This is a genomic window from Shewanella sp. DW31, from assembly GCF_015767295.1.
In the GTDB taxonomy this organism is placed as follows: Bacteria; Pseudomonadota; Gammaproteobacteria; order Enterobacterales; family Shewanellaceae; genus Shewanella; species Shewanella oncorhynchi.
The window spans coordinates 1-20,976 of record NZ_JADWMP020000010.1 but is presented as its reverse complement, the minus strand read 5'-3'; the positions used below and the strand labels follow the sequence as shown (position 1 = coordinate 20,976).

The 20,976-nt window shown below is 46.0% G+C and carries 15 protein-coding genes; 7 read left to right on the top strand and 8 right to left on the bottom strand.

Features of this window, described 5'->3' with window-relative positions; all coding sequences use genetic code 11:
- The first annotated feature begins 82 nt into the window (after nucleotides 1–82).
- Nucleotides 83–1,486 carry a hypothetical protein gene (locus GWI56_RS10215; protein ID WP_028761621.1) on the top strand — a complete coding sequence of 468 codons (1,404 nt, stop codon included), beginning with the start codon at nucleotides 83–85 and terminating at the stop codon, nucleotides 1,484–1,486.
- Here GWI56_RS10215 and GWI56_RS10210 read toward each other — a convergent pair.
- The 6 genes from GWI56_RS10210 to GWI56_RS10185 all read right to left on the bottom strand — a co-directional run bounded on the left by GWI56_RS10210 (nucleotide 1,467) and on the right by GWI56_RS10185 (nucleotide 11,808).
- Complete coding sequence (locus GWI56_RS10210) at nucleotides 1,467–3,704, bottom strand: PAS domain-containing protein (RefSeq protein ID WP_173497323.1); 2,238 nt, start codon at nucleotides 3,702–3,704, stop codon at nucleotides 1,467–1,469. The genes GWI56_RS10215 and GWI56_RS10210 overlap by 20 nt on opposite strands.
- Nucleotides 3,705–3,894: 190 nt before the next feature.
- Nucleotides 3,895–4,602 carry a TatD family nuclease-associated radical SAM protein gene (locus GWI56_RS10205; RefSeq protein WP_173497324.1) on the bottom strand — a complete coding sequence of 236 codons (708 nt, stop codon included), beginning with the start codon at nucleotides 4,600–4,602 and terminating at the stop codon, nucleotides 3,895–3,897.
- Nucleotides 4,603–4,830: 228 nt separating this feature from the next.
- Nucleotides 4,831–8,022: an efflux RND transporter permease subunit gene (locus GWI56_RS10200; RefSeq protein WP_198572829.1), complete on the bottom strand. Its 3,192-nt coding sequence runs from the start codon at nucleotides 8,020–8,022 to the stop codon at nucleotides 4,831–4,833.
- On the bottom strand, nucleotides 8,022–9,233 hold the full coding sequence (locus tag GWI56_RS10195) for an efflux RND transporter periplasmic adaptor subunit (protein WP_028761617.1): 1,212 nt from the start codon (nucleotides 9,231–9,233) through the stop codon (nucleotides 8,022–8,024). The genes GWI56_RS10200 and GWI56_RS10195 overlap by 1 nt, the downstream gene beginning before the upstream one ends.
- 362 nt (nucleotides 9,234–9,595) lie before the next feature.
- Nucleotides 9,596–10,855, bottom strand: a complete 1,260-nt coding sequence (srmB, locus tag GWI56_RS10190; RefSeq protein ID WP_105250089.1) for an ATP-dependent RNA helicase SrmB — start codon at nucleotides 10,853–10,855, stop codon at nucleotides 9,596–9,598.
- 236 nt (nucleotides 10,856–11,091) lie between these two features.
- Nucleotides 11,092–11,808, bottom strand: coding sequence for a methyltransferase (locus tag GWI56_RS10185; protein WP_198572828.1), 717 nt, complete (start codon nucleotides 11,806–11,808; stop codon nucleotides 11,092–11,094).
- Between the two features lie 528 nt (nucleotides 11,809–12,336).
- Between GWI56_RS10185 and brnQ the strand changes: the two genes are divergently transcribed.
- The 6 genes from brnQ (at nucleotide 12,337) to GWI56_RS10155 (ending at nucleotide 18,285) form a co-directional block, all read left to right on the top strand.
- Entirely contained in the window at nucleotides 12,337–13,749 is a 1,413-nt protein-coding gene (brnQ, locus tag GWI56_RS10180; RefSeq protein WP_168824874.1) for a branched-chain amino acid transport system II carrier protein, read from the top strand.
- A gap of 120 nt (nucleotides 13,750–13,869) precedes the next feature.
- The gene (xerD, locus tag GWI56_RS10175; protein ID WP_105250086.1) at nucleotides 13,870–14,772 is read left to right on the top strand and encodes a site-specific tyrosine recombinase XerD; all 903 of its coding nucleotides are present in this window, start codon (nucleotides 13,870–13,872) and stop codon (nucleotides 14,770–14,772) included.
- Between the two features lie 140 nt (nucleotides 14,773–14,912).
- The gene (dsbC, locus tag GWI56_RS10170) at nucleotides 14,913–15,638 is read left to right on the top strand and encodes a bifunctional protein-disulfide isomerase/oxidoreductase DsbC (RefSeq protein WP_105250085.1); all 726 of its coding nucleotides are present in this window, start codon (nucleotides 14,913–14,915) and stop codon (nucleotides 15,636–15,638) included.
- Between the two features lie 94 nt (nucleotides 15,639–15,732).
- Nucleotides 15,733–17,457: a single-stranded-DNA-specific exonuclease RecJ gene (gene recJ / locus GWI56_RS10165; RefSeq protein WP_198572827.1), complete on the top strand. Its 1,725-nt coding sequence runs from the start codon at nucleotides 15,733–15,735 to the stop codon at nucleotides 17,455–17,457.
- 23 nt (nucleotides 17,458–17,480) lie between these two features.
- Nucleotides 17,481–17,810, top strand: coding sequence for a hypothetical protein (locus GWI56_RS10160; RefSeq protein ID WP_198572826.1), 330 nt, complete (start codon nucleotides 17,481–17,483; stop codon nucleotides 17,808–17,810).
- Nucleotides 17,811–17,844: 34 nt separating this feature from the next.
- Nucleotides 17,845–18,285 carry a GNAT family N-acetyltransferase gene (locus GWI56_RS10155; protein WP_198572825.1) on the top strand — a complete coding sequence of 147 codons (441 nt, stop codon included), beginning with the start codon at nucleotides 17,845–17,847 and terminating at the stop codon, nucleotides 18,283–18,285.
- Between the two features lie 71 nt (nucleotides 18,286–18,356).
- Here GWI56_RS10155 and ahpF read toward each other — a convergent pair whose 3' ends face one another.
- Nucleotides 18,357–19,928 (bottom strand): alkyl hydroperoxide reductase subunit F, encoded by a 1,572-nt coding sequence (gene ahpF, locus GWI56_RS10150; protein ID WP_198572824.1) that lies wholly within the window; start codon nucleotides 19,926–19,928, stop codon nucleotides 18,357–18,359.
- 162 nt (nucleotides 19,929–20,090) lie between these two features.
- Nucleotides 20,091–20,660, bottom strand: a complete 570-nt coding sequence (gene ahpC, locus GWI56_RS10145; RefSeq protein WP_105250080.1) for an alkyl hydroperoxide reductase subunit C — start codon at nucleotides 20,658–20,660, stop codon at nucleotides 20,091–20,093.
- Nucleotides 20,661–20,976 lie beyond the last annotated feature (316 nt).

Here is a 20,976-nt window from a genome sequence, read left to right as displayed (position 1 = left end):
GTTTATTTCAGTTAAGATTAGTGCTCATTGATTTGTGATTACTGTGGTGAGTCTCCAGTGAGGGATTCATGAAAAGGGTGTTGTGTCTAAGATACGTGTGAAGCAAGAAGAATCCCTGTCGATTAAGTTCAGCCATCAGATGGAAAAGGGCGATAATCGTCAGCTTGATCTCTATTTCTTTTTACCTAAGGAAATGGGCATAGGCTCGCGCACGCTCAATGAAGAAGAGTACTACTACAGCTCAATAGTTGGACGTCGCTCATACTATTCAGAAGGCTTGCACTTACCTCTGGTGCAGGGGCGTTTTGCCAGTTTAAATCGCCGTACTGTTGAAGAATTCAGATTGTACCTAAATCTCTTCGCCTATCAGTTTGCGGTTGCGGTTGAAAACGATGTTAAAGAACTCAATCAAATCACAGATGTAACCCATTTTTATTTTGCCCTCGACGAATTACGCGAACAAATTGCCCAGTTGCTGAAAAAGTTTCGTCGTAACGAACCAGGTGATCCCAAATGGAAATCTTACTTTGAAAATGCTGATAACTACTTGTCTTGGTTTTGTGAGCAGCAGTTACTCAAAGTGCTCGCTTATGCAACTCGTACCAGTGATTTCAACGATATTTTAGAGCGGGTACTCACGCTCTGCCGTAATGAATGTGCCTATCGTGATGAGCATAAGTACAACTCAGCGCAAACTAAGCAAGATCCTAACCGTATCTCTAATAAGATGTTGTTATTGCGCCGTTTAATTCAACAAGGGGTGGTACTCAAAGAAGAGTTAAAGCCTTTAGGGATTGGCCTTAAAAAGTTTACGACAGGACTGGCGACCGCGTTAGTGATGTTGGTGGTGTCTGCGTTGATAATTCAAGCGCAGGGCGCCTTTAGTGGTTTTACTATTGCACTAGTGCTGACTTTGGCTGTGATCTATGGTTTCAGGGAAATCTTTAAGGACGATGTGCGCAATGCCATGTGGCGATTTATTCAGCGGGGTCGACCACGTTGGAGCCGCATTTTACGGGATACTACGAGTCAGGCGGTTATCGCTAAGCAGTTGGTATGGCTTGAGTTTATGCGTCAGCAAGATCTACCCGAAAAAGTCAGTGACATTCTAAAGCACAGACATAGCCAAAATAAGGTCGATGCGGAAATTCTGCACTATAAAATCGCTACTAAGGTGAATCAGAGTGAATTCCAAGCGGGATATTCGACTATTCAAGAGCAAGTGAGCTTTAGCTTAGTGCCTTTTGCCCGTTATTTAGAACGGGGTAAAGCGAAGATTTATAAGGAAGTTGAAGGCAAAATTAGTTATGAATCGGTTGAGCGGCGCTATCAAGTCAACCTGATTTTAGTGTTGCGAGATGGGCGCGAAGCCCCGCAGTATATTCGCTATAAAATCACCATGAACCGCTCGGCAATCATAGAAATTACCCAGAGTCAGTTGCCTGACTCCGTTAATGCACCCGAATCTACGATTGATGACGAGTAAAGGCCTGACCGATATTCTGATCGTTATTTTGCTTCGCCCGTTTTAGGGCGATTTCGGCATTATTCAAATATTGCTCTAATGTCTGGCCTTCTTGATAACCCGCAATACCAATACTAATACCTTCCCCTAAGCCATTACCATTGAGTTTTTCCATCATATTGAGGGCAAAGTTGTGCGCATGGGTGGCGTCTGTGTCAGGTAACATCACAATGAGCTTCCCTAGCTGCCAATGCAGAATTTGATAATTAGCTGGAATTTCAAGCAATAATTGCACTTCTATTTCTTGCTGACGATTTGCCAGTTGGTCGATATCACTCATGTGGCTTAGCATGCCCTCTGGATTGATATCCATTAACAGTAAGCTTGAGCTGAGACGGCTTGGTGGCGGCAGAGAGTTAAAGTAACGTTCTAAATCTGCCAAATTCAGCAGAATAGTACTGCGATGGGGCACAAGGTTACGCTTCTCTGTGCCTCGACCACGCTCGGCGGCTTGCTCTAAAGTGCAGACGATATAATCAATCTCACCATCGGCGGCCACATGACCCTTCAAGGTGGCTTGCAAACAATTGGAATGCGCTTGCTTAGGTGAGCATAGAATTTGCCCTTGCCACTGACCTTGCATGGCTATCTGAGCGCTGATCCTCTGCCATTGATTGCCTAAATCATTCGCGAGTAATGACGCTAAATCTTGATTTAAATCGCCATTGAGTTGCATTAGCGCATCGAATACAGGATTGATTTTAATCAGTTTACCGTTAGCATCAGTGAGGGCTGTCGCGACTGTGTTATCGCATAAAAGCTCACTGAGAAAAGCATTTTGTTTGCTGCTGATTAACTCACTGATGTCCTCAAGGGTGATTAATAGATGTGGTGAGCCTCGGCTCGCCCTTGGTGCTTGGCGGATATGAACGCGTAACGTAGGGCCATCAATACTGTCTAGACTGATTTCACCAGACCATTGACCTGTTTTATGTACCTGCTCCATTAACTCCGTGTAGGTTTTATCATCGAGGCATAAGGTACGCTGTAGGCTTCGGTCTGTCAGCTCATCTAATGGTACTAAGGTCGCTTGTGCCGCTTTAGTATTGGCGCTGATGACTCTGGCATTTTCGTTGACCATCATAAAGCCGATGTCACTATTAAATAAGCCATTAGCAACATCAATACTGTATTGGCGTGAACGCTGTTGTAAGCGATACATGTGGCTGAGTAGTACAACCCAAGCGGCTAAAACCGTTAATATTAACGATGCCACAATGACAATGTTTTGCCATTGTGAGAAACGAGCAGCTATGTCTGAGTTGCGCACATAGGAGAGTAAAAAATATTCTCTGTGAGTCTCAGGTTGGGCTGTAAGTTCGATTTTAAGGTAAACAAAAGTGGCTTCTTCACCGTGGAATTGTCCAAAGTTGCTCATGGACATATCGCGCCACAGGGCCGGATAGCTCTGTCTTAAACTTGCTCCTAAGGTCTCTGGCATATTGCTTAGAGGGGCGAGATCGCTAGCGCCAGCATAGAGTAATCCCTGAGTATCCAGCACTAACATAGGGGATTTATTGCTCGAAAAGGCTGGTTTTATGGCCTCCAGCATTTTTACCATAGAGTTGTATGTCACCAGATAACCGATAGAACTCTGATCGGGCTTCTCGAGCCACGCCATTTGATACATATAAGGTTCAAGCATGCCGTCTATCGGAACAAATTCCAGCGGTGAGGTATAAACTTCTTTGCCACCCATGCTCCGACTCGCTCCAAGTAAGGTCGGTGGTAAGGCATCTTTATTGAAATTAGGGGGAGTTGAGAATTTATAGTTACCTTGGGGATCGTACAGTGCAATGCCGAGTAACTCAGGAATATGTTTTACTAGATCTTGCCAGTTTTCCTGCAATTTAAGTTGTTGCTTGGCGGTAGGATTGCTTAAGTATTGTTTTAGCAGTTCCCCATTGGCGAAAATTTGGGTTCGAAATTGCTGAAAAGACACTTTATCTGCGATCAATGAGCCTATGGTTTGCAGTTCACTGTATCTTTGCGTTGCCCACTCTTCTTGCAGGCGTCGTTCACCTAACGTAATGATTAAGTGAGTTAAAATAATCATGCCAATCACCAGCATAGAAAGCTGGCTTGCAATAGCGAGTAAGCGTTGATGCGACCAATAGATCCCTTGGGTTAAAGAGAGCAGTGGCGCAGCGGGATACGTGCTTGGGTTATTCTTCAGCATGAACCGATTATGAGTGGGTGAACTGTTAATTTCGCTATGTTAACACGAAAGAATTGTTACGACAGTGCCAAGTTACTCAGCAAGATTCCTTGAGTAAAAGTTAAGACGATTCACACATGTACCACTCACGTAATCGACAGTGTTATCTGCTTGGGTGTTTGAGTCGATTTTGGCTGTATTAGAATGCCGTTTAGCCTAAGGCGCCTAATATGCGATGCTTGAATTCGCAGCCGTAGGACTCAACTTGTTCACGACAGATGTCGATATCAACCCCCGCTAATCCTTCGATGGCCGAAACTTGTACCGTTTCAATATAGTGTGGCGCTAATGCGATGAAGGCATGTACGGCAGAATAGGAACCAGCGAGTTTGGGGCGACAATGTTCCATATAGGCGGCTTCATTATCCGCATTGAGGGAAATGGATAAACTATCAACGCAGTTGGCTAGTTCCGGCAAAATATTGCGCCTATGGACTAAATTACCTAAACCATCGGTATTAATGCGTACTCGCCCGCCTCTTTGTTTAATTTCTTTCGCCACCGCCAGCAAGGTTGGAAGATTTAAGGTTGGTTCGCCATAGCCACAAAACACATATTCTTCGAAGTCTTTAACATCGCCAAGCAGTGGAATAATTTCTTCGGGCTTAGGTTGGTGACACAGTGCCAGTTGATATTCGTGGATCTGTTTACTGCCATTATGTTTTGGACAAAACGCGCAGCGCAGGGTGCAGCGACCCGTAATATTAAGGTAGCGACTGCGACGAATATCATAGACAAGCGTTTCAGTCGCACAGGTTTCATTTGTGCAAACTTCATCTGTTATGTGACCGTTCGCTAGGGTTTCTGTGGTGACAACTTGTGGTTTATCAATATTTTGCTTGTGCAGATGCTCAGACATAATGATGGGTTTCATTCTAACGATAGCTGACGACTTAAACACAGTGTAGCGAAAGCCTGATGCGATAACTGTCAACTAGATCGCAACTTGAAAGCTCAAGCCACTCGCGGCAGACTCAAAATGACATAGATGATTGAGAGGTTATTGACTCGCACTGAGGATTAAAAAGAGAGCCTAAGCTCTCTTTTTAAGGTTCAAGATATTGATTAACTGCTTCTAGTTAACTTCCTATAGATAGTCTTTTTTATAGTCAGTGGGGACTGGCGGCTCTAAATGCTCAGGTGTAAAGTCCACTTCATGGTCTTTTTTAGGCTGCCACCACCAATTGAAGAAGCGGCTGCTAGTGCGCTTAACGTCGTCCAGTATGATGTACAGCAAGGGCACTAAAATTAGCGTCACAAGGGTCGAGAACAGGATACCGAAGGCGAGGGATGTCGCCATAGGGATCACTATTTGCGCCTGCAAACTACGCTCGAGAATAATAGGCACTAAGCCGACGAAGGTGGTGAGTGACGTCAGGATGATCGCCCTAAAACGATAACAGCCTGAATCGACCGCCGCCTGTCTGACCGACTGCCCTTGCTCCCGCGCACGGTTCACAAAGTCCACCAAAATCAAGGAGTCGTTCACCACCACTCCCGCTAATGCCACTATGCCGCAGAGACTTAACACACTCATCGCGAGTCCCTGAATTAAGTGACCAAACAGGGCGCCGATAATCCCGAAGGGGATCACAGACATGATGATTAACGGCTGACTGTAGGATTTAAGTGGCACGGCCATCAAAGCATAAATGGTGAACAGCGCAAAGAAGAAGCCTTGCATCAAACCGACCATGGCATTCTGTTCATCCAAACTGCCACCGTCCAGTGCAGTTTGGATTTTAGGGTACTTGGCCTGCAATTGTGGCAGGTAATCTTTTTGGATTTCTTGCACTACTTTTGAAGGTTCAACGATGTTTTTGTTAGCATTTGCCGTGATGGTAATCGCTCGCTTGCCGTCAACACGGGTAATTGAGGCGTAGGATTCACCTTTTTCAATTTGTGCCACGGTCGAGAAGGGAACCGAGGTGCCCGTTGGCGTGCGGATCAGCATATTTTCAAGATAACCCACAGTACGACGTTGCTCTAATGGGTAGCGCACCATTACCTTGATTTCTTCTTTATTACGTAAAATACGTTGGGCTTCATAACCATAGAAACCGTAACGCACTTGGCGGGCTAAATCGGAAAGCGTGAGGCCTAGGGCTTCTGCCTCTGGACGTATCTTCAGGCGAATTTCATGGCTGCCCGATGAAAAGTTGTCGGCAATATCGTACACGCCTTCGTAGCTGGCGAGTTTTTGCTTCAACTCTTTAGAGGCTGCGGACAGCTCATCGAGGTCACTCGAGGTCAATCTGAAGGAAATATCGCCACCGGCATCGTTGGTGCTCGCGTTAAAGCTGAGTTTTTTAACCGACAAAAGCTCGGGCAATTGTTCACGCCACGCGGCAGCAATCGTCACGCCATCGACTTCCCGGTCTTCACCTTTCGTCAGTTCGGCAAAAATGAAGGCCGAGGTACGGGAGCTCATATTGATAAAGCTGTGCTTCACCACTTGATAACCGTTATCTTTCTCCATTTTTTCGTTCATCTTGTACAGGGCTTCTTCTATGCTCTGTACCACTTTTAAGGTGTTACCTTCGGAGCTGCCTTCATCCATCTCAAGTTCAACTTGAATAAAGTCTGAGGGAATGTCTGGGAAAAATACCCAGCGTACTTTGCCACTGGCGACTAAGGCAATCGACAAAATTAATACACCGATAAAGGCCGCGACCACGTTGTATCTGTGTTTGATACAGCGCTCGAGGAAGTTGCGATAACTGTGGTGAATAAAGTATTGCACTCTGTCGTTAAAATTGGCTTTTAGGTGGCCAAAGAATCCCTTTGGTGCGCCAGGTTTTTTAAACTTCATGTGCGCTAAATGCGCTGGCAGAATGAACTTAGACTCTACCAGTGAGAAGGCTAAACAGAGGATGACCACCATACCGATGGATTTCCAGATAATCCCCATAGGGCCAGAAACCATTAACATGGGAATAAATGCCGCAATTGTGGTTAATACCCCGAAGGTCGCGGGCATCGCCACTTTTTGCGCACCGCGGATCACGTTCTCAACCGAGTGACCGTGGCGTTCGACCTCTGTGTAGGCACTCTCGCCGATGACAATGGCATCATCCACCACTATTCCGAGCACTAAGATAAAGGCGAATAGGGTCAACATGTTGATCGTCATCGAGAAAGGTTCGAGCGGCATGACCAACATAGTGCCGAGGAAACACACGGGTATTCCCATCATGACCCAAAATGCTAACTTCAGATCGAGGAACATGGCTAAGATGATAAATACCAACAAGGCACCGTAAAACATGTTCGACATCATCATGTCTAAGCGGCCCTGGAGATAGTGGGTCATATCACCCCAAGTATCGAGTTGAGCGTTAGCTGGCAGTGTGGCGCGGCGCTGCTCTACGTACTGTTTAACTTGGTCTGCAATGTCTAAGGCGTTTTGATCATCAATGCTGGTGACTTCAATAATCGCAGCGGGTTTGCCGTTAAAGCGGGTATATTCCAAACGTTCTTCAAAATCATCTTTGATGGTCGCCACTTGCGGCAGCATCACGCGGCTACCGTCTGCGCGAGTTGTGACGACTATATTGGCAAAGTCATCGCCCGTGTAGGCTTGGCCTTTGGTGCGCAATAGAATATCGCCATCTTGAGCACGAATAGAGCCACCTGGTAAGTCTAAAGAGGAGTTTTGCACTGCTAATGCGACTTGTGAGAAGGTCAAGCCGTACTCTCGTAACTTATTCTCAGAAACTTCAATACCGATTTCATAATCGCGCACCCCTGTGACTTTCGCACGGGTTACAGCGGGGAGTTGGGTTAAATCGTCACGAACCGATTTAGCCAATTCTTTCATATCGTGGAGTGTCATATCGCCATAAACAGACACCCAAATGACGTTATTCTCAGGTTTGATTTGAGAGATATTCGGTTTTTCGATGTTCACTGGGAAGGTTGAAATTGCATCTAACCGCAGTTTGGCTTCATCGAGAATGGTCTGCACTTCGTAACCGTCTTCAACTTCAACGGTAATCGAGCCAACGCCTTCGCTAGCCACAGAAGTCACTTTCTTGATGCCGTTGATATCTTGGATGGCTTCTTCAATCTTGATGTTGATGCCTTCTTCGATTTCCTGTGGCGCCGCACCTGGATAGGCGACGGAAATATTTAATAAATTGAGTTCGAAAGAAGGAAAAACCTCTTTATTAATCAAAATACTGCTGAACAGGCCGCCGATGAGTAGAACACACATTAATAAGTTCGCGGCCACACTGTTGCGGGCGAACCAAGCTAAGATCCCTTTTTGAGTGTCCATTATTTAACTCCAGCGGCCGCAAGACTCGATTCAGGAGTATTTTCTTTTGGTGTCTCAGTAGGCAATGCCGCTTCACCTAAGATTTTGACCATTTGCCCATTTGCCATACTGTTGAAGTGGGTCGTAGCGACGCGTTCACCCGTTTTTAGACTGTCTTTGATGAACACATTTTCTAAATCACTACGAACCACATTTACTTGGCGCATTTCAATGATATTTTTGTCGTTGACTAGGGCGACTTGGTCGTTACGAACCACATGGCGGGGTAATTTAACTATGCCATCGACAGTGCGGCCCTTGATGACTGCATTGACGAAGCTACCGTATTTAAGTGGTAAGCTACCTGGCACTTTATTCGCGCGCAGATAGGGATCTTTGATTTCTGCGACTAAATACACCATGCGATTTTCGGCATCGATAACACCTTCACTGCGGATAATATTGCCTTCCCAAGTATTTTCTTTGCCCGCCAAAGAGGCGCTAAGCGTGACTTGGGTATCGGGATTATCGACAGACTCTAGATAGGCTAAATCATCATTAGAAATGGGTAAGCGGATTTCGGCAACGCGAGTATCGTAGAGCTCACCTAGATTAGTGCCTAAGCTAACGTATTGACCTAAATCGACATTTCTAACTTTGATAATGCCGTCAAAGGGCGCACGAATAACTGTGCGCTCAAGGTTACGTTGGGCACGCGCCAGTGCTGCCTGCGCATATTTTACGTTAGCTTGTTCTTTTTTGAGTTGCGGGATACGTAGACCTAACTCAGGGGGCAAGCCCTTGTCGTAGCCTTTGAATTCGATTTTAGCGACTTCACCACGGGCTATTTCTTCGTTCAGTGCGGCGGTGGCTTGGGCCAGCGTCGCTTCGGCTTGCATTAAGTCAGCCTCGTAATCTGAGGGCTCGATTTGCGCTAATTGGTCGCCTTTCATGACTATGCCACCTGCAACAAAATGAGGGGAGATAGTGAGCATTCTGCCTTGAACTTCGGTTACGAGTTGGGTTTTATACTTTGGGGTAACCACGCCGTAGGAAGGTAAGTTTAGCGATACTGTTTGCTGAGTCACTTGCGTGACATCAACGATAGGAATGGGCATCTCTTCAGGTTTTTGTTCTGGCGCCTCCTTCGTTTGCATTAATAAGGCTGCGCCAAAGACAAACAGCAGCAGAATAAGAAAAGGAGACAGTCTCCTCAGTAGGGTTTTCATCATATAATGGTTAAATCCATGCTAATCGCGTAATGGGGTTAAAGTAGCAGAGTCGGCCACACCAATAAATTTATTTTTGTAAATTAAATGTTTCTAAAAGTGATGCCGCGACAGATATGCTCATCATGCATCGATATTTGGGCGAAAATTAGAGCAGAAAGGTGATGAAAGGTTCAGTTAGGTGATTGGAATATATTGAAATAAGAATGAATACGCATTGGGGTTAACTGCTCTAAATTCGCCGCATTTCATTCTATATAATTAAACATAGCAGGATATTTTTAGTAAAATCACCCATGTAAGTTATATTTTGGTAATAAAAAAGCCGCATATAGCGGCTTTAGTTTGGTGAATTTAAGCGGGTGTTACTTTTTCTTACGGGCGATTTTACTCGCTTTCTTTGCCGCTTCTTTCTTGCTCGTTTTCTTCGCAGCTTCTTTCGCTTTCACTTTGGCTTTTTTCTTACCCGGTGTGCGCGCTTCTTTATTCTTTGGACGCAGCTCTTCGATCACGCGGCGTTTCAACGGTTGCTCGATATAACGCTCGATTTTACCGACGATACGCATGTCGTGGGCTTCGGCAAGCGAAATCGCGGTACCTTTTGCGCCAGCGCGGCCAGTACGGCCAATGCGGTGGATATAAGTGTCGGCAGAACGTGGCATATCGAAGTTGATCACATGGGTGATATCGTCGATATCGATACCGCGTGCAGCCACATCGGTCGCCAACAAGACATTGACTTCACCTTTAGTAAAGCGACTCAGGGCTTGGAAGCGTTTCTTCTGTTCCATATCGCCACGCATAAAGGCGCAGGGAATACCGACTTTCAGTAACTGGCCTTCTAGGCTAGAAACGATGTCGCGGGTTTTCACAAATACGATAGTCCGTTTGACATCCTCTTGACGTAGCAGATGACACAACAGCGCAAATTTATGCTCTTTATCATCGGCTAAGTGGATCCATTGGTGGATCTTGGCTTTTTCACTGCGAGGGGCTTCAACATCGATTTCAATCGGGTCGTTTAACACTTCACGGGCAAAACGTTGTACACCGCCGCCTTCTAAGGTGGCAGAGAACAGCATGTTCTGCTTGCGGCCTTGGGCCTCAATAGCAATGGCTTGCACCACAGAAGAGAAGCCCATGTCTAACATGCGATCGGCTTCATCGATAATTAAGATATCGACTTCTTGGGCGTTGAAATTGCCTTTGTCTAAATATTCCATCAGGCGGCCTGGGGTCGCGACCAGAATATCGACGTTGCCTGCTAAGGCTTCTTCCTGTGGTCCATAAGGAACGCCGCCAGTAACGATAGCAATATCTAAACCTTGGCCCGTGGCTAGGTGACTCGCATAGCGGTGGATTTGGCTGGCTAACTCACGGGTTGGCGTGAGGATTAGCACTCTTGCTTGTCCAGCAAAACGACGGGGGAAGTCGATCAAATGTTGTAGCGAGGGCAGTAAAAAGCTCGCTGTTTTACCTGTTCCTGTCGGGGCGCGCGCAAGAATATCTCTTTGCTCTAGGGCGTAAGGAATCGTTTCTTGCTGAATCGTAGTGGGTGAATGATGCCCCATGGCATTAAGCGACTCTAATAAGCTAGGGTCAAGCTGGAAATCTTCAAATTGCATGCGCAGCGTCTCGACGGATAATAGCGAAGCATTATAAAGGTTATGGCGGTTAACTTAAATAACTTATCTAGATCTCCTGTGTTTATCTTCTGAGTCAGTAAAGTTTTATGGTAATTGGCATAAGTTAATTACTTTTAGGTCAATGTATTAGCATTTAATTTGTGGGAAATTGGACCTTTCGTTAAATTTGCCAAACTTAGATAGCTTTACTTAATGTGTCAGGATTGGACTCGATATCAGTATTTAAGGTAAAAATCTCGAACCAATTGCACCATGGTTTGTGTGTATTGGCCTGAACGTTCACGAATAGTGATATCACTGAGCTTTGGAGCCATTTGTGGATGAGTCTTGTGGGCGAGTACGCAGAGTACTCGATTAGCGCTTTTTCCTACAATGCTGATAAGGTTGGTTATTTCAATCAAATTGAGCTGAGAGTGCGCTAAGATTTCGTCGAAACGGGCCATACACTGCATTGGTAATATGAGACTTGCTTTTCCTTGTGGTGCTAGGCACACATGAATGGCATCGAGTAGTGCGGTAAAGCTTAAGCTATCTGTGTGACGGGCCATAGCGCGCTGGGATTGTATCGCTTGCGTGCCTTGCTCAAAATAGGGGGGATTACAAATTATGTGTTCAAAATACCCTTGATACTCAGTTTGTTGGCAAAAGTCTTGGATGCTGCAATTAACTAAGGTCAGTCGATTAGCCCAAGGACTATTGTGGAAGTTATGTTGGCAAGCATGGGCGGCATTGGTGTCTAATTCGACACTGGTGATATGTGCTTGACTGCGCTGAGCGGCCATTAAACTGAGTAAGCCGCTGCCTGCGCCTATATCTAAGATTGATTTCGCGGTGGTCAGTTGTGCCCATGCCCCAAGGACGACGCTGTCTGTGCCTACGGCCATGCCGCAATTCATGTCATCGATATGAAATTGTTTAAAAGTGAATGCCATGGGGAGTTAATTTTGCCGTTCTAAAGTGATTTAGGCCCAATATTGGGCGCGCAATATTCTAATTCTAGCCCTCATTTTTAGCTAATGTTTTTAAACAGTCGCATCTGTCCTAGCTGTATGAATTTGTGTCGCCAAATCATTTACTATTTTACGTGGTGATACTGATTTCACTTAATTAACGCTTTAATTTATTGCCTTAGAAACCTTTTATTAGCAGTTAATTAGCATTATTTCGTTTTTTTTGCCTGAACGGACTTGTTGTCTTGTATTGATGCTTTAAGTCTGGTATTAGTTTCGCCCCCATTTTTAATCACTTTTAAGATTAACGGATAGGTAAACGAGTTTGTTGGTGAATTAGTCGTCAGTTAGGCTACATAAACGTTCGCCATCGTTTATAAACTCGGCAGATATCGAACATATTTACCACGGAATTGTGTAAACATAGATTTGCACTCCGGATGGGCTTTGTTTTAGCTATGGCTAATCGACACATAATCACTTAAGTTTGTAAAAAAACAATAAGACAAGATGGGGCTTCCAGTGCAAGACAATCAGATGAGTATCGGAGATACATTAGGCTTAGGTTTTATGACCTTTGCGTTCTTTTTAGGTGCGGGAAACCTAATTTTTCCACCATTCGCGGGTATGTTAGCGGGCGAAAATATGCCCCTCGCCATGTTGGGTTTTTTGATTACCGCCGTAGGTTTACCTTTAGTTGGACTGATTGCTGTCGCTAAGGCTCAAGGTAAGGTTATGGCTATGCTGCCAGTATTTGCAGCAACGACATTGGCCGTCGCGATTTACATTATTATCGGCCCCGCTTTTGCTGCGCCGCGTACGGGATTAGTGGCTTACGAGATTGGCGCTAAGCCATTTATCGATGACACCACGGCAACGTTTTTGCTGGGCAGTTTAGAATTAAACCTGACGCAACTGCTATACACATTAGGTTTCTTCGCTGTCACTATGTTGCTGGCGCTTTTCCCAGGTAAGTTGCTCGATAGCGTAGGTAAAGTATTAACACCTATTTTATTGATTTTGTTGGTCGGATTAGCAGTTTCCGTGCTGTTTTTACCTGCATCCGAAGTGGGCCAAGCTGTGGGGGATTACCAACAGCATCCGCTGACCAAAGGTATTTTGGAAGGCTATAACACTATGGATACGTTAGCATCCTTGATGTTTGGTATGTTGATTATTGATATCCTGCGTAAAAAGGGCATTGACCAACCCAGTGATCAAACTAAGTATCTAATCCGTGCAGCCTTTATTGCCGCCGCTGGTTTAACTTTTGTGTATGTGTCCTTGTTCTTTTTAGGTGCAACCGCCGGCGATATCGCTATCGGCACTAAAAATGGTGGCGAAATATTAACAAATTACGTGACCCGCGAGTTTGGGGAACTAGGCTCAGTCTTGTTGTCATCAGTCGTGACTTTAGCTTGTTTAACCACTGCGGTTGGGCTGGTGAGTGCGTGTTCTGAGTTCTTTAATGAGCTGATGCCTAAACTGTCTTACCGTTTCCTCGTGATCTTTTTAAGCTTGATATGCGCTGTGATTGCGAACGTGGGCCTAAGTCAGTTGATTGCTATTAGTATTCCCGTATTAATGACGATTTATCCTGTGGCTATTGCTCTTGTTGTTGTGACTTTCCTGACCGCTTATTTTGCGAATCCACAGTTTGCACATCGTGCAGTACTGAGCGTGGCACTGTTTTTCGGCATCTTCGATGGTCTTAAAGTGGCTGCGAAAAGTTTGACTGACGCTGATGGTCAAGCCATGAATGGCTTAGCACAGGTTTTTATCCATATAGTGAATGTTATGTCTCCAGTGTTATCTAAGCTGCCACTCTATGAAGAAGGTATGGCTTGGTTATTGCCGACCATTGCGACGATTGCACTGTGTTTAGTATTCGGTCGTGGCCGTGGTCAAACGGCTGCAGCCTAGGCTTTGCATTTGAGTTCTCGTCTTTATGCTTAACTCAGTTAAGCTTATGCAGGCTTAGACATATTTAAATTAATATCAACGGCGTATCATTTGATTACGCCGTTTTTTTATGGAGTATTTGTGCCTAAAACCTATATGCCAGATCCACTTATCGATGCTTTTCTTGATGATCTTTGGTCAAGCAAGGGACTGAGTGATAACACGCTATCGGCCTATCGTACCGATCTACGCCATTTTGATCGTTATCAAGGTCAGCAAGGCGTGACGTTACTTGCGGTTTCTCAGGCCGATGTTAGGGCATATCTGGCCTTTAGAGTTGAGCAGAATTTTGCGCGTACCAGTAGCGCTCGGCTGCTCAGCAGCTTACGGCGTTTCTATACTTATTTGGTGCAGACTAAGCAAATTTCAGCCGATCCTATGGCCTTAGTCGAGTCGCCTAAGTTAACGCGTCATTTGCCGGATTCTCTGAGTGAGTCGCAGGTTGACCGTTTACTGTCTGAGCCCAATGTGGATGATGCCGTCGAATGCCGTGACAAGGCAATGCTAGAGCTTTTGTATGCAACTGGCCTCAGGGTGAGTGAACTTGTCGGCTTGACCATGGAGCAAATGAGTTTGCGCCAAGGCTTAGTACGTATTGTGGGCAAGGGTGGCAAAGAGCGTCTTGTGCCGCTGGGGGAATTGGCTATTACCGAAGTGGAGGGCTACATGAAATTTGCTCGCCAAGAGTTGCTCGGTAATAAACAATCTGATGTGGTATTTCCGTCGAAACGCGGGCAGATGATGACGCGGCAAACTTTTTGGCATCGGATTAAACTTTATGCTCTGCGTGCGGGGATTGAAACTGCATTATCACCGCACACTTTACGACATGCTTTTGCCACTCATTTGCTCAATCACGGTGCCGATCTGCGGGTTGTCCAACTGTTATTAGGTCACAGCGACTTATCGACCACGCAGATTTATACCCATGTCGCACGGGCAAGATTGCAGGAATTGCATCAACAGCATCATCCTAGAGGCTAAAAAAGGATTTAGTTACAGCATAAATTTGCTTTCCGCGCGGCTTGTCTGTAACTTTTTGCCCCTATACAGGGTCTATTGAATATCTCGAGTTAGAACGGCCCCAATATCTCGTTGTAGTGACACAATTTATAGGATGTCCCATGAAGTTGACCCCAGCGTTATCATTAGTTTTTGCCCTCCTAGTTGCACCACTTGCCAGCGCTGCCACTGCGACGTCTCCCGATACCGCTGCGATTAAGCAAAAACTCGGTGAGATGTTAGATGTTGAAGTCATTTCTATGCAGGACTCACCAATTGAGGGCTTGTATCAAGCTATGACCAACCGCGGCGTGCTCTATATTAGCCGTGATGGTTCAAAACTATTCCACGGTAGTGTGTATGATATCGATAAGGGCATGAAAAACTTAACCGAAGCCGCATTAGCGGGTCCGCGTTTAGAAATGATGAAGCCGCTTGAAGAGAATATGCTTGTCTATAAAGCGAAAAACGAAAAACACGTGGTCACTGTATTTACCGATGTTAGCTGTGGTTATTGCCGTAAATTGCATAGCCAAATGTCTGACTACAATAAACTTGGTATTACAGTGCGTTACTTAGCCTTCCCGCGCGCGGGTGTGCCGTCAGCTAATGCCGATGAGATGCAAGCTATCTGGTGTGCTAAAGATCCATTAAAAGCCATGACTGATGCTAAAGCGGGCAGCAAAGTTGCCGCGGCAACATGTGATGCTAAAATTGCTGAGCAATATGCTTTAGGTACAACCTTTGGTGTTAATGGTACGCCTGCAATCGTATTAGAAGATGGCAATATGATCCCTGGTTATCAACCGCCTGAAGACTTATTACGCACCTTAGAGGCACGTCAGTAACAGCCTAAAATGTAAAATTTATCCCACGAAAGGTGAGCTTAAGGCTCACCTTTTTGTTATCTTATTGCCACGATTTCATGAGAGTTTGAGTCCCTTGATCCATAAGATAGTCCGTCGCCCAACCGTTGATGATAGCCATTTACCCGCTCATCTTTCGCCGCTATTGAAACAGCTTTACGCTCGCCGTGGTGCGCTAACCCACGAATGCGAGCTTGTCCTTAAGGGTCTATTAAGACCTGAAACCATGAAAGGGTTGCCCGAAGCCGCGGCGCTTATCGCCGATGCAATGCAGGCTAATAAGTCGATTTTGATCGTGGGTGACTTTGACGCAGACGGCGCCACATCGACCAGTGTGTGTATGTTGGCGCTGCGGATGATGGGCTCGGTGAGAGTGGATTATTTGATCCCCAATCGCTTCGATTACGGCTACGGCTTAAGCCCTGAAATTGTTGCAGTTGCGGCTTCCAAACAGGCTGAGCTACTCATCACAGTTGATAATGGTATTTCATCAATTGACGGTGTTGCGGCGGCCAAAGCCTTTGGTATGCAAGTGGTGATTACCGACCATCATTTACCCGGCCATGAGTTACCCGCTGCCGATGCGATAGTGAACCCTAACCAACCGGGCTGTCCATTTGCCAGTAAATCGATAGCGGGTGTCGGCGTGGCCTTTTATTTGATGACCGCATTAAGGGCTGAATTACGGACGCGAAACTGGTATCAAACCCATGGTATTTCTGAGCCTAATTTAGGCACATTACTCGATATCGTTGCCCTTGGCACCGTTGCCGATGTGGTGTCACTCGATGCCAATAATCGTATTTTGGTTGAAGCAGGTTTGCAGCGCGTGCGAGCCGGGCGTTGCCGTGTGGGGATTACTGCGTTGCTTGAAGTGGCGAAGCGAAATCCGGCGCGCATTGTCGCATCTGACTTTGGTTTTGCCGTGGGCCCTAGACTGAATGCCGCAGGGCGACTAGATGAAATGGCACTTGGGGTTGAAACCTTACTCTGCGAAGACATGATGTATGCACGGCGCATGGCGGCAGAGCTTGACGGATTGAATCAAGAACGTCGTGAGCTGGAAGTCGGCATGCAGCAGGAAGCCTTAAAAAGCCTAGAGCACTTAAAGCTTAACGAAGCCGAGTTACCTTGGGGGATTGCTTTATTTCAAGAGGATTGGCATCAAGGCGTGATCGGGATTTTGGCCTCGCGCATTAAAGACAAATACCATAGACCCGTGATTGCCTTTGCCGATGCGGGCAATGGTGAAATTAAAGGCTCGGCGCGTTCGATCAAAGGCTTGCATATGCGCGACTTATTGGAGTTAGTGAACACTCGCCATCCGGGACTGATTATCAAATTTGGTGGTCATGCAATGGCGGCGGGTTTATCGCTCAAAGCGGGCAGTTTTGCGACATTTGCCAAAGCCTATGATGATGCGGTGCGTGAGCAGCTTAAACCTGAGTTGTTAACGGGTGAGCTTTGGTCCGATGGCGAGCTCACTCCCGCAGAGTTGAATCTTGAAATGGCTCAGTTACTGCGCAATGCAGGGCCTTGGGGACAAGCTTTCGAAGAGCCGTTATTCGATGGTTACTTTACGATAGTGCAACAACGTCTTGTCGGTGAGCGGCACCTTAAGCTCGTACTCGAAACCCAATGCGGCACTGTGATGCTCGATGCCATTGCCTTTAATGTGGATTTGCACACTTGGCCAGATGCGACGATTAATCATGCCCGTATTGTGTATAAACTCGATGTGAATGAGTATCGCGGCAATTTTTCGCTGCAACTTATGATTGAGCAAATCGAAGCTATGTAAGCTTCTGATGACAAGGAGTTAAGTTGAAATCATTATCCGATAAAAAAATTCGCCAGCTACTTAAGCGTTTTGCTTGGATATATGTTATCTGCTTAAGTGTACCGTTTATCTCAACCTTACTCACCACTAAGGCTCAGGGGCAAATGCTACTTATGGGGATTTGGCCCGCAGCCTCCTTGTTTTACTTTCTCGCTTACCGTTATTTAGCTAAATCCTTTAAGTATGAAATCAATCGCCATTTAGCCTTTAGTTATCATGGCGGTGGCACTTTAGCGGGGGCTTTGTATTCGTTAGCTAAAGTGGTGTTATTAGCGATGGCATTTATGATATTTATGAGTGCCAATAACATCTGAACTGACGTTAACGGAAAATTTCGGAGAAAGGAAAATGCAGCAGGAAACAGGATACAGAGTCAGTACAGATCAAGCTGAAATGAATCTTGAGGTTATCCATGGCTTTATTAGTAATAGTTATTGGGCGCAGGGCATGCCAAAGGCGCTGCTACAAAAAGCGTTAGCCAATAGCCTGTGTTTTGGGGTATTTGATAAGGACAATCAACAAGTGGCTTTTGGCCGCTTAATCACAGATAAAGCCACTTTTGCCTATCTTGCCGATGTGTTTGTACTTGAGTCGCACCGCGGCTTAGGTTTAAGTAAGTTGATGATAACAGCGATTCTTGAACATCCTGAATTACAAGGTTTAAGACGGATAATGTTAGCCACCCGCGATGCCCATGGACTCTACGCCCAGTTTGGATTTAAAGCGGTCGATATCCCTGAAATGCTCATGCAAATTAGGCCTGCTAAGCCTTATCAATGCCTTAGTTAACATAAAAAAATAGCCAGCAAATGCTGGCTATTTTTTTGCGTTAGCTTTGATGTCTGTTGACGAGTTAAGCCTTAAGCTGCTTTGGTCGCGGCGGTTTCTTCATCGCTGTGGCGAATTAAGTAATCAAATGCACCCAGTGATGCGGTCGCGCCGCTGCCCATGGCAATGATAATTTGCTTGAAAGGTGAGTTAGTGACATCACCTGCGGCAAAAATACCTGGGACTGAGGTTTGTCCGCGCTCATCGACTATGATCTCGCCCCTTGGGGTTAAATCGATCGTGCCCTTTAACCATTCCGCATTCGGTACTAGCCCAATCTGCACGAAGATACCTGCAAGTGCGACATGGTGACTCTCGCCAGTGGTTCTGTCTGTGTAGTTCAGACCATTAACCCGAGTACCATCGCCAGTGACTTCAGTGGTCATAGCTTGGGTAATGATTTTAATGTTACCCATAGAAGCCGCTTTACGTTGCAGTACATCGTCAGCGCGCAGGGTTTTATCAAATTCCAGCACAGTCACATGTTCTACTATGTTCGCAAGATCGATAGCCGCTTCGATACCTGAGTTACCGCCGCCGATCACCGCCACACGCTTGCCCTTAAATAACGGGCCATCACAATGTGGGCAGTATGCGACGCCTTTGCCACGGTATTCTTTCTCGCCGGGGACGTTCATTTCACGCCAGCGGGCACCTGTGGCTAACAATACGGTACGGCTACGTAATTTAGCGCCGCTTGCCAGTTCAAGCTCGAACAAGCCATCTGTTGATAACGACACAGCTTTTTGGTTGTCCATGATGTCAACTTCGTAGTCTCGTACATGGGCTTCAAGGTTTGCCACTAGTTTTGGACCTTCGGTCGCTTTGACCGAAATAAAGTTCTCGATACCGACGGTTTCAGCCACTTGTCCGCCAAACTTGTCGGCAACAATACCGGTGCGAAGTCCTTTACGTGCTGCATAAATGGCTGCTGCTGCGCCGGCTGGGCCGCCGCCAACGACTAAGACTTCGAATGGCGCTTTTTCATTAATTTCATCGGCCTTACGGCTTGCGGCATTGGTATCCAGTTTATTGAGGATCTCGCCAATGCTGATACGGCCGGCTGCAAACACTTCGCCATTTAAGTAGACAGAAGGCACAGCCATAATGTTTTTGCTGGTCACTTCTTCTTGGAACAGGGCACCGTCGATCATCACGTTGGTGATATTCGGGTTAATGGCCGCCATCATGTTCAGTGCCTGTACTACGTCTGGGCAGTTTTGGCAGGTCAGTGAGACGTAAGTTTCAAAGGCATATTTGCCTGGCAGATTGCGGATCTGCTCAATAATATCATCGCTGAGTTTGATTGGGTGTCCACCCGTGTGCAGTAATGCCAGCACGAGTGAGGTAAATTCGTGACCCATAGGCAGACCAGCAAAGCTGATTTGCGTATTAAGCTCTGGGTTAACCACTGTCATCGCCGGGATGCGTTCGCCCTGAACTTCTTTCAGGCTCACCAGAGAAGATAGGCTGACAATATCTTGCGCTAAGCTTTTTAATTCTTGAGACTTTCTACTCTCATCTGCAGACACGACAAGTTCAACTGGTCTCTTGAGGTTTTGCAGATAGGTTTGCAGTTGATTTTTTAAATTCGCATCTAACATGTGATGACTCCAAAATCGCGTAAAAGGGAGAAAAAGGGGGCCAGTCTAGGCCCTTGCAGGGGCGGGCTTAATCCTTTGCTGCGTGGCGCTACAACTGTGTCGGCTGTAACGCCAATCAGCTTAGGACGCTAGACTGGCGGGGTTGACGCTTTGCAGACTAAATTAGATTTTGCCAACGAGGTCTAAAGACGGTGCTAATGTTTCGTCACCTGGTTGCCATTTAGCTGGGCAAACTTCGCCATCGTGAGTAGCAACATATTGAGCAGCTTGAATTTTACGAACTAGCTCTTGAGCGCTACGGCCGATGCCTAAATCGTGAACTTCGCTGACCTTGATTTGGCCTTCTGGGTTAATCACGAAAGTACCACGCAGTGCTAAACCGTCTTCTTCAATCATCACGCCGAAGTTACGGCTGATAGTGCCTGTTGGGTCAGCCAGCATTGGGAAGTTGATCTTCTTGATGGTGTCTGACGTGTCATGCCATGCTTTGTGAGTGAAGTGTGTGTCAGTTGATACTGAGTAAACTTCAACGCCCATACCTTGCAGTTTTTCGTAGTGATCCGCCATGTCGCCTAATTCAGTTGGGCAAACAAAGGTAAAATCTGCTGGGTAGAAGAATACGACTGACCACTTACCTAACAGGTCTTGTTCAGTTACTGGAACGAACTCACCATTGTGGAATGCAGTGGCTTTGAATGGTTTGATTGTGCTGTTGATAATTGATTGAGTCATTTTATGCTTCCATTTAGTTGATGATGGCTTAAGTTCATAACGAGGACATTTGCTTGCGTCCTGTCGATGTGAAGCATATTACCGACTCGATTAAAATTAAGATAACGGATAAAAACTATTATCTTAATCGGTTTAGTAGAATGATGATGCGATTAGGTCGTACTCAATCGGTTTTTCTGTGACTGCTGCGGGTTTGGCGTGACTGGGTGTAGTTTGGGTTTAGCCTGCTGGCCTTTGGTCTTTGGTCTTTGGTCTTTGGTCTTTGGTCTTTGGTCTTTGGTCTTTGGTCTTTGGTCTTTGGTCTTTGGTCTTTGGT

Bases quoted from the DNA above. Each gene is read 5' to 3' on its own strand.
- GWI56_RS10210 (WP_173497323.1), bottom strand. From the start codon at position 3,704: ATGCTGAAGAATAACCCAAGCACGTATCCCGCTGCGCCACTGCTCTCT.
- GWI56_RS10205 (WP_173497324.1), bottom strand. From the start codon at position 4,602: ATGTCTGAGCATCTGCACAAGCAAAATATTGATAAACCACAAGTTGTC.
- GWI56_RS10200 (WP_198572829.1), bottom strand. From the start codon at position 8,022: ATGGACACTCAAAAAGGGATCTTAGCTTGGTTCGCCCGCAACAGTGTG.
- GWI56_RS10195 (WP_028761617.1), bottom strand. From the start codon at position 9,233: ATGATGAAAACCCTACTGAGGAGACTGTCTCCTTTTCTTATTCTGCTG.
- srmB (WP_105250089.1), bottom strand. From the start codon at position 10,855: ATGCAATTTGAAGATTTCCAGCTTGACCCTAGCTTATTAGAGTCGCTT.
- GWI56_RS10185 (WP_198572828.1), bottom strand. From the start codon at position 11,808: ATGGCATTCACTTTTAAACAATTTCATATCGATGACATGAATTGCGGC.
- brnQ (WP_168824874.1), top strand. From the start codon at position 12,337: ATGGGGCTTCCAGTGCAAGACAATCAGATGAGTATCGGAGATACATTA.
- dsbC (WP_105250085.1), top strand. From the start codon at position 14,913: ATGAAGTTGACCCCAGCGTTATCATTAGTTTTTGCCCTCCTAGTTGCA.
- GWI56_RS10155 (WP_198572825.1), top strand. From the start codon at position 17,845: ATGCAGCAGGAAACAGGATACAGAGTCAGTACAGATCAAGCTGAAATG.
- ahpF (WP_198572824.1), bottom strand. From the start codon at position 19,928: ATGTTAGATGCGAATTTAAAAAATCAACTGCAAACCTATCTGCAAAAC.
- ahpC (WP_105250080.1), bottom strand. From the start codon at position 20,660: ATGACTCAATCAATTATCAACAGCACAATCAAACCATTCAAAGCCACT.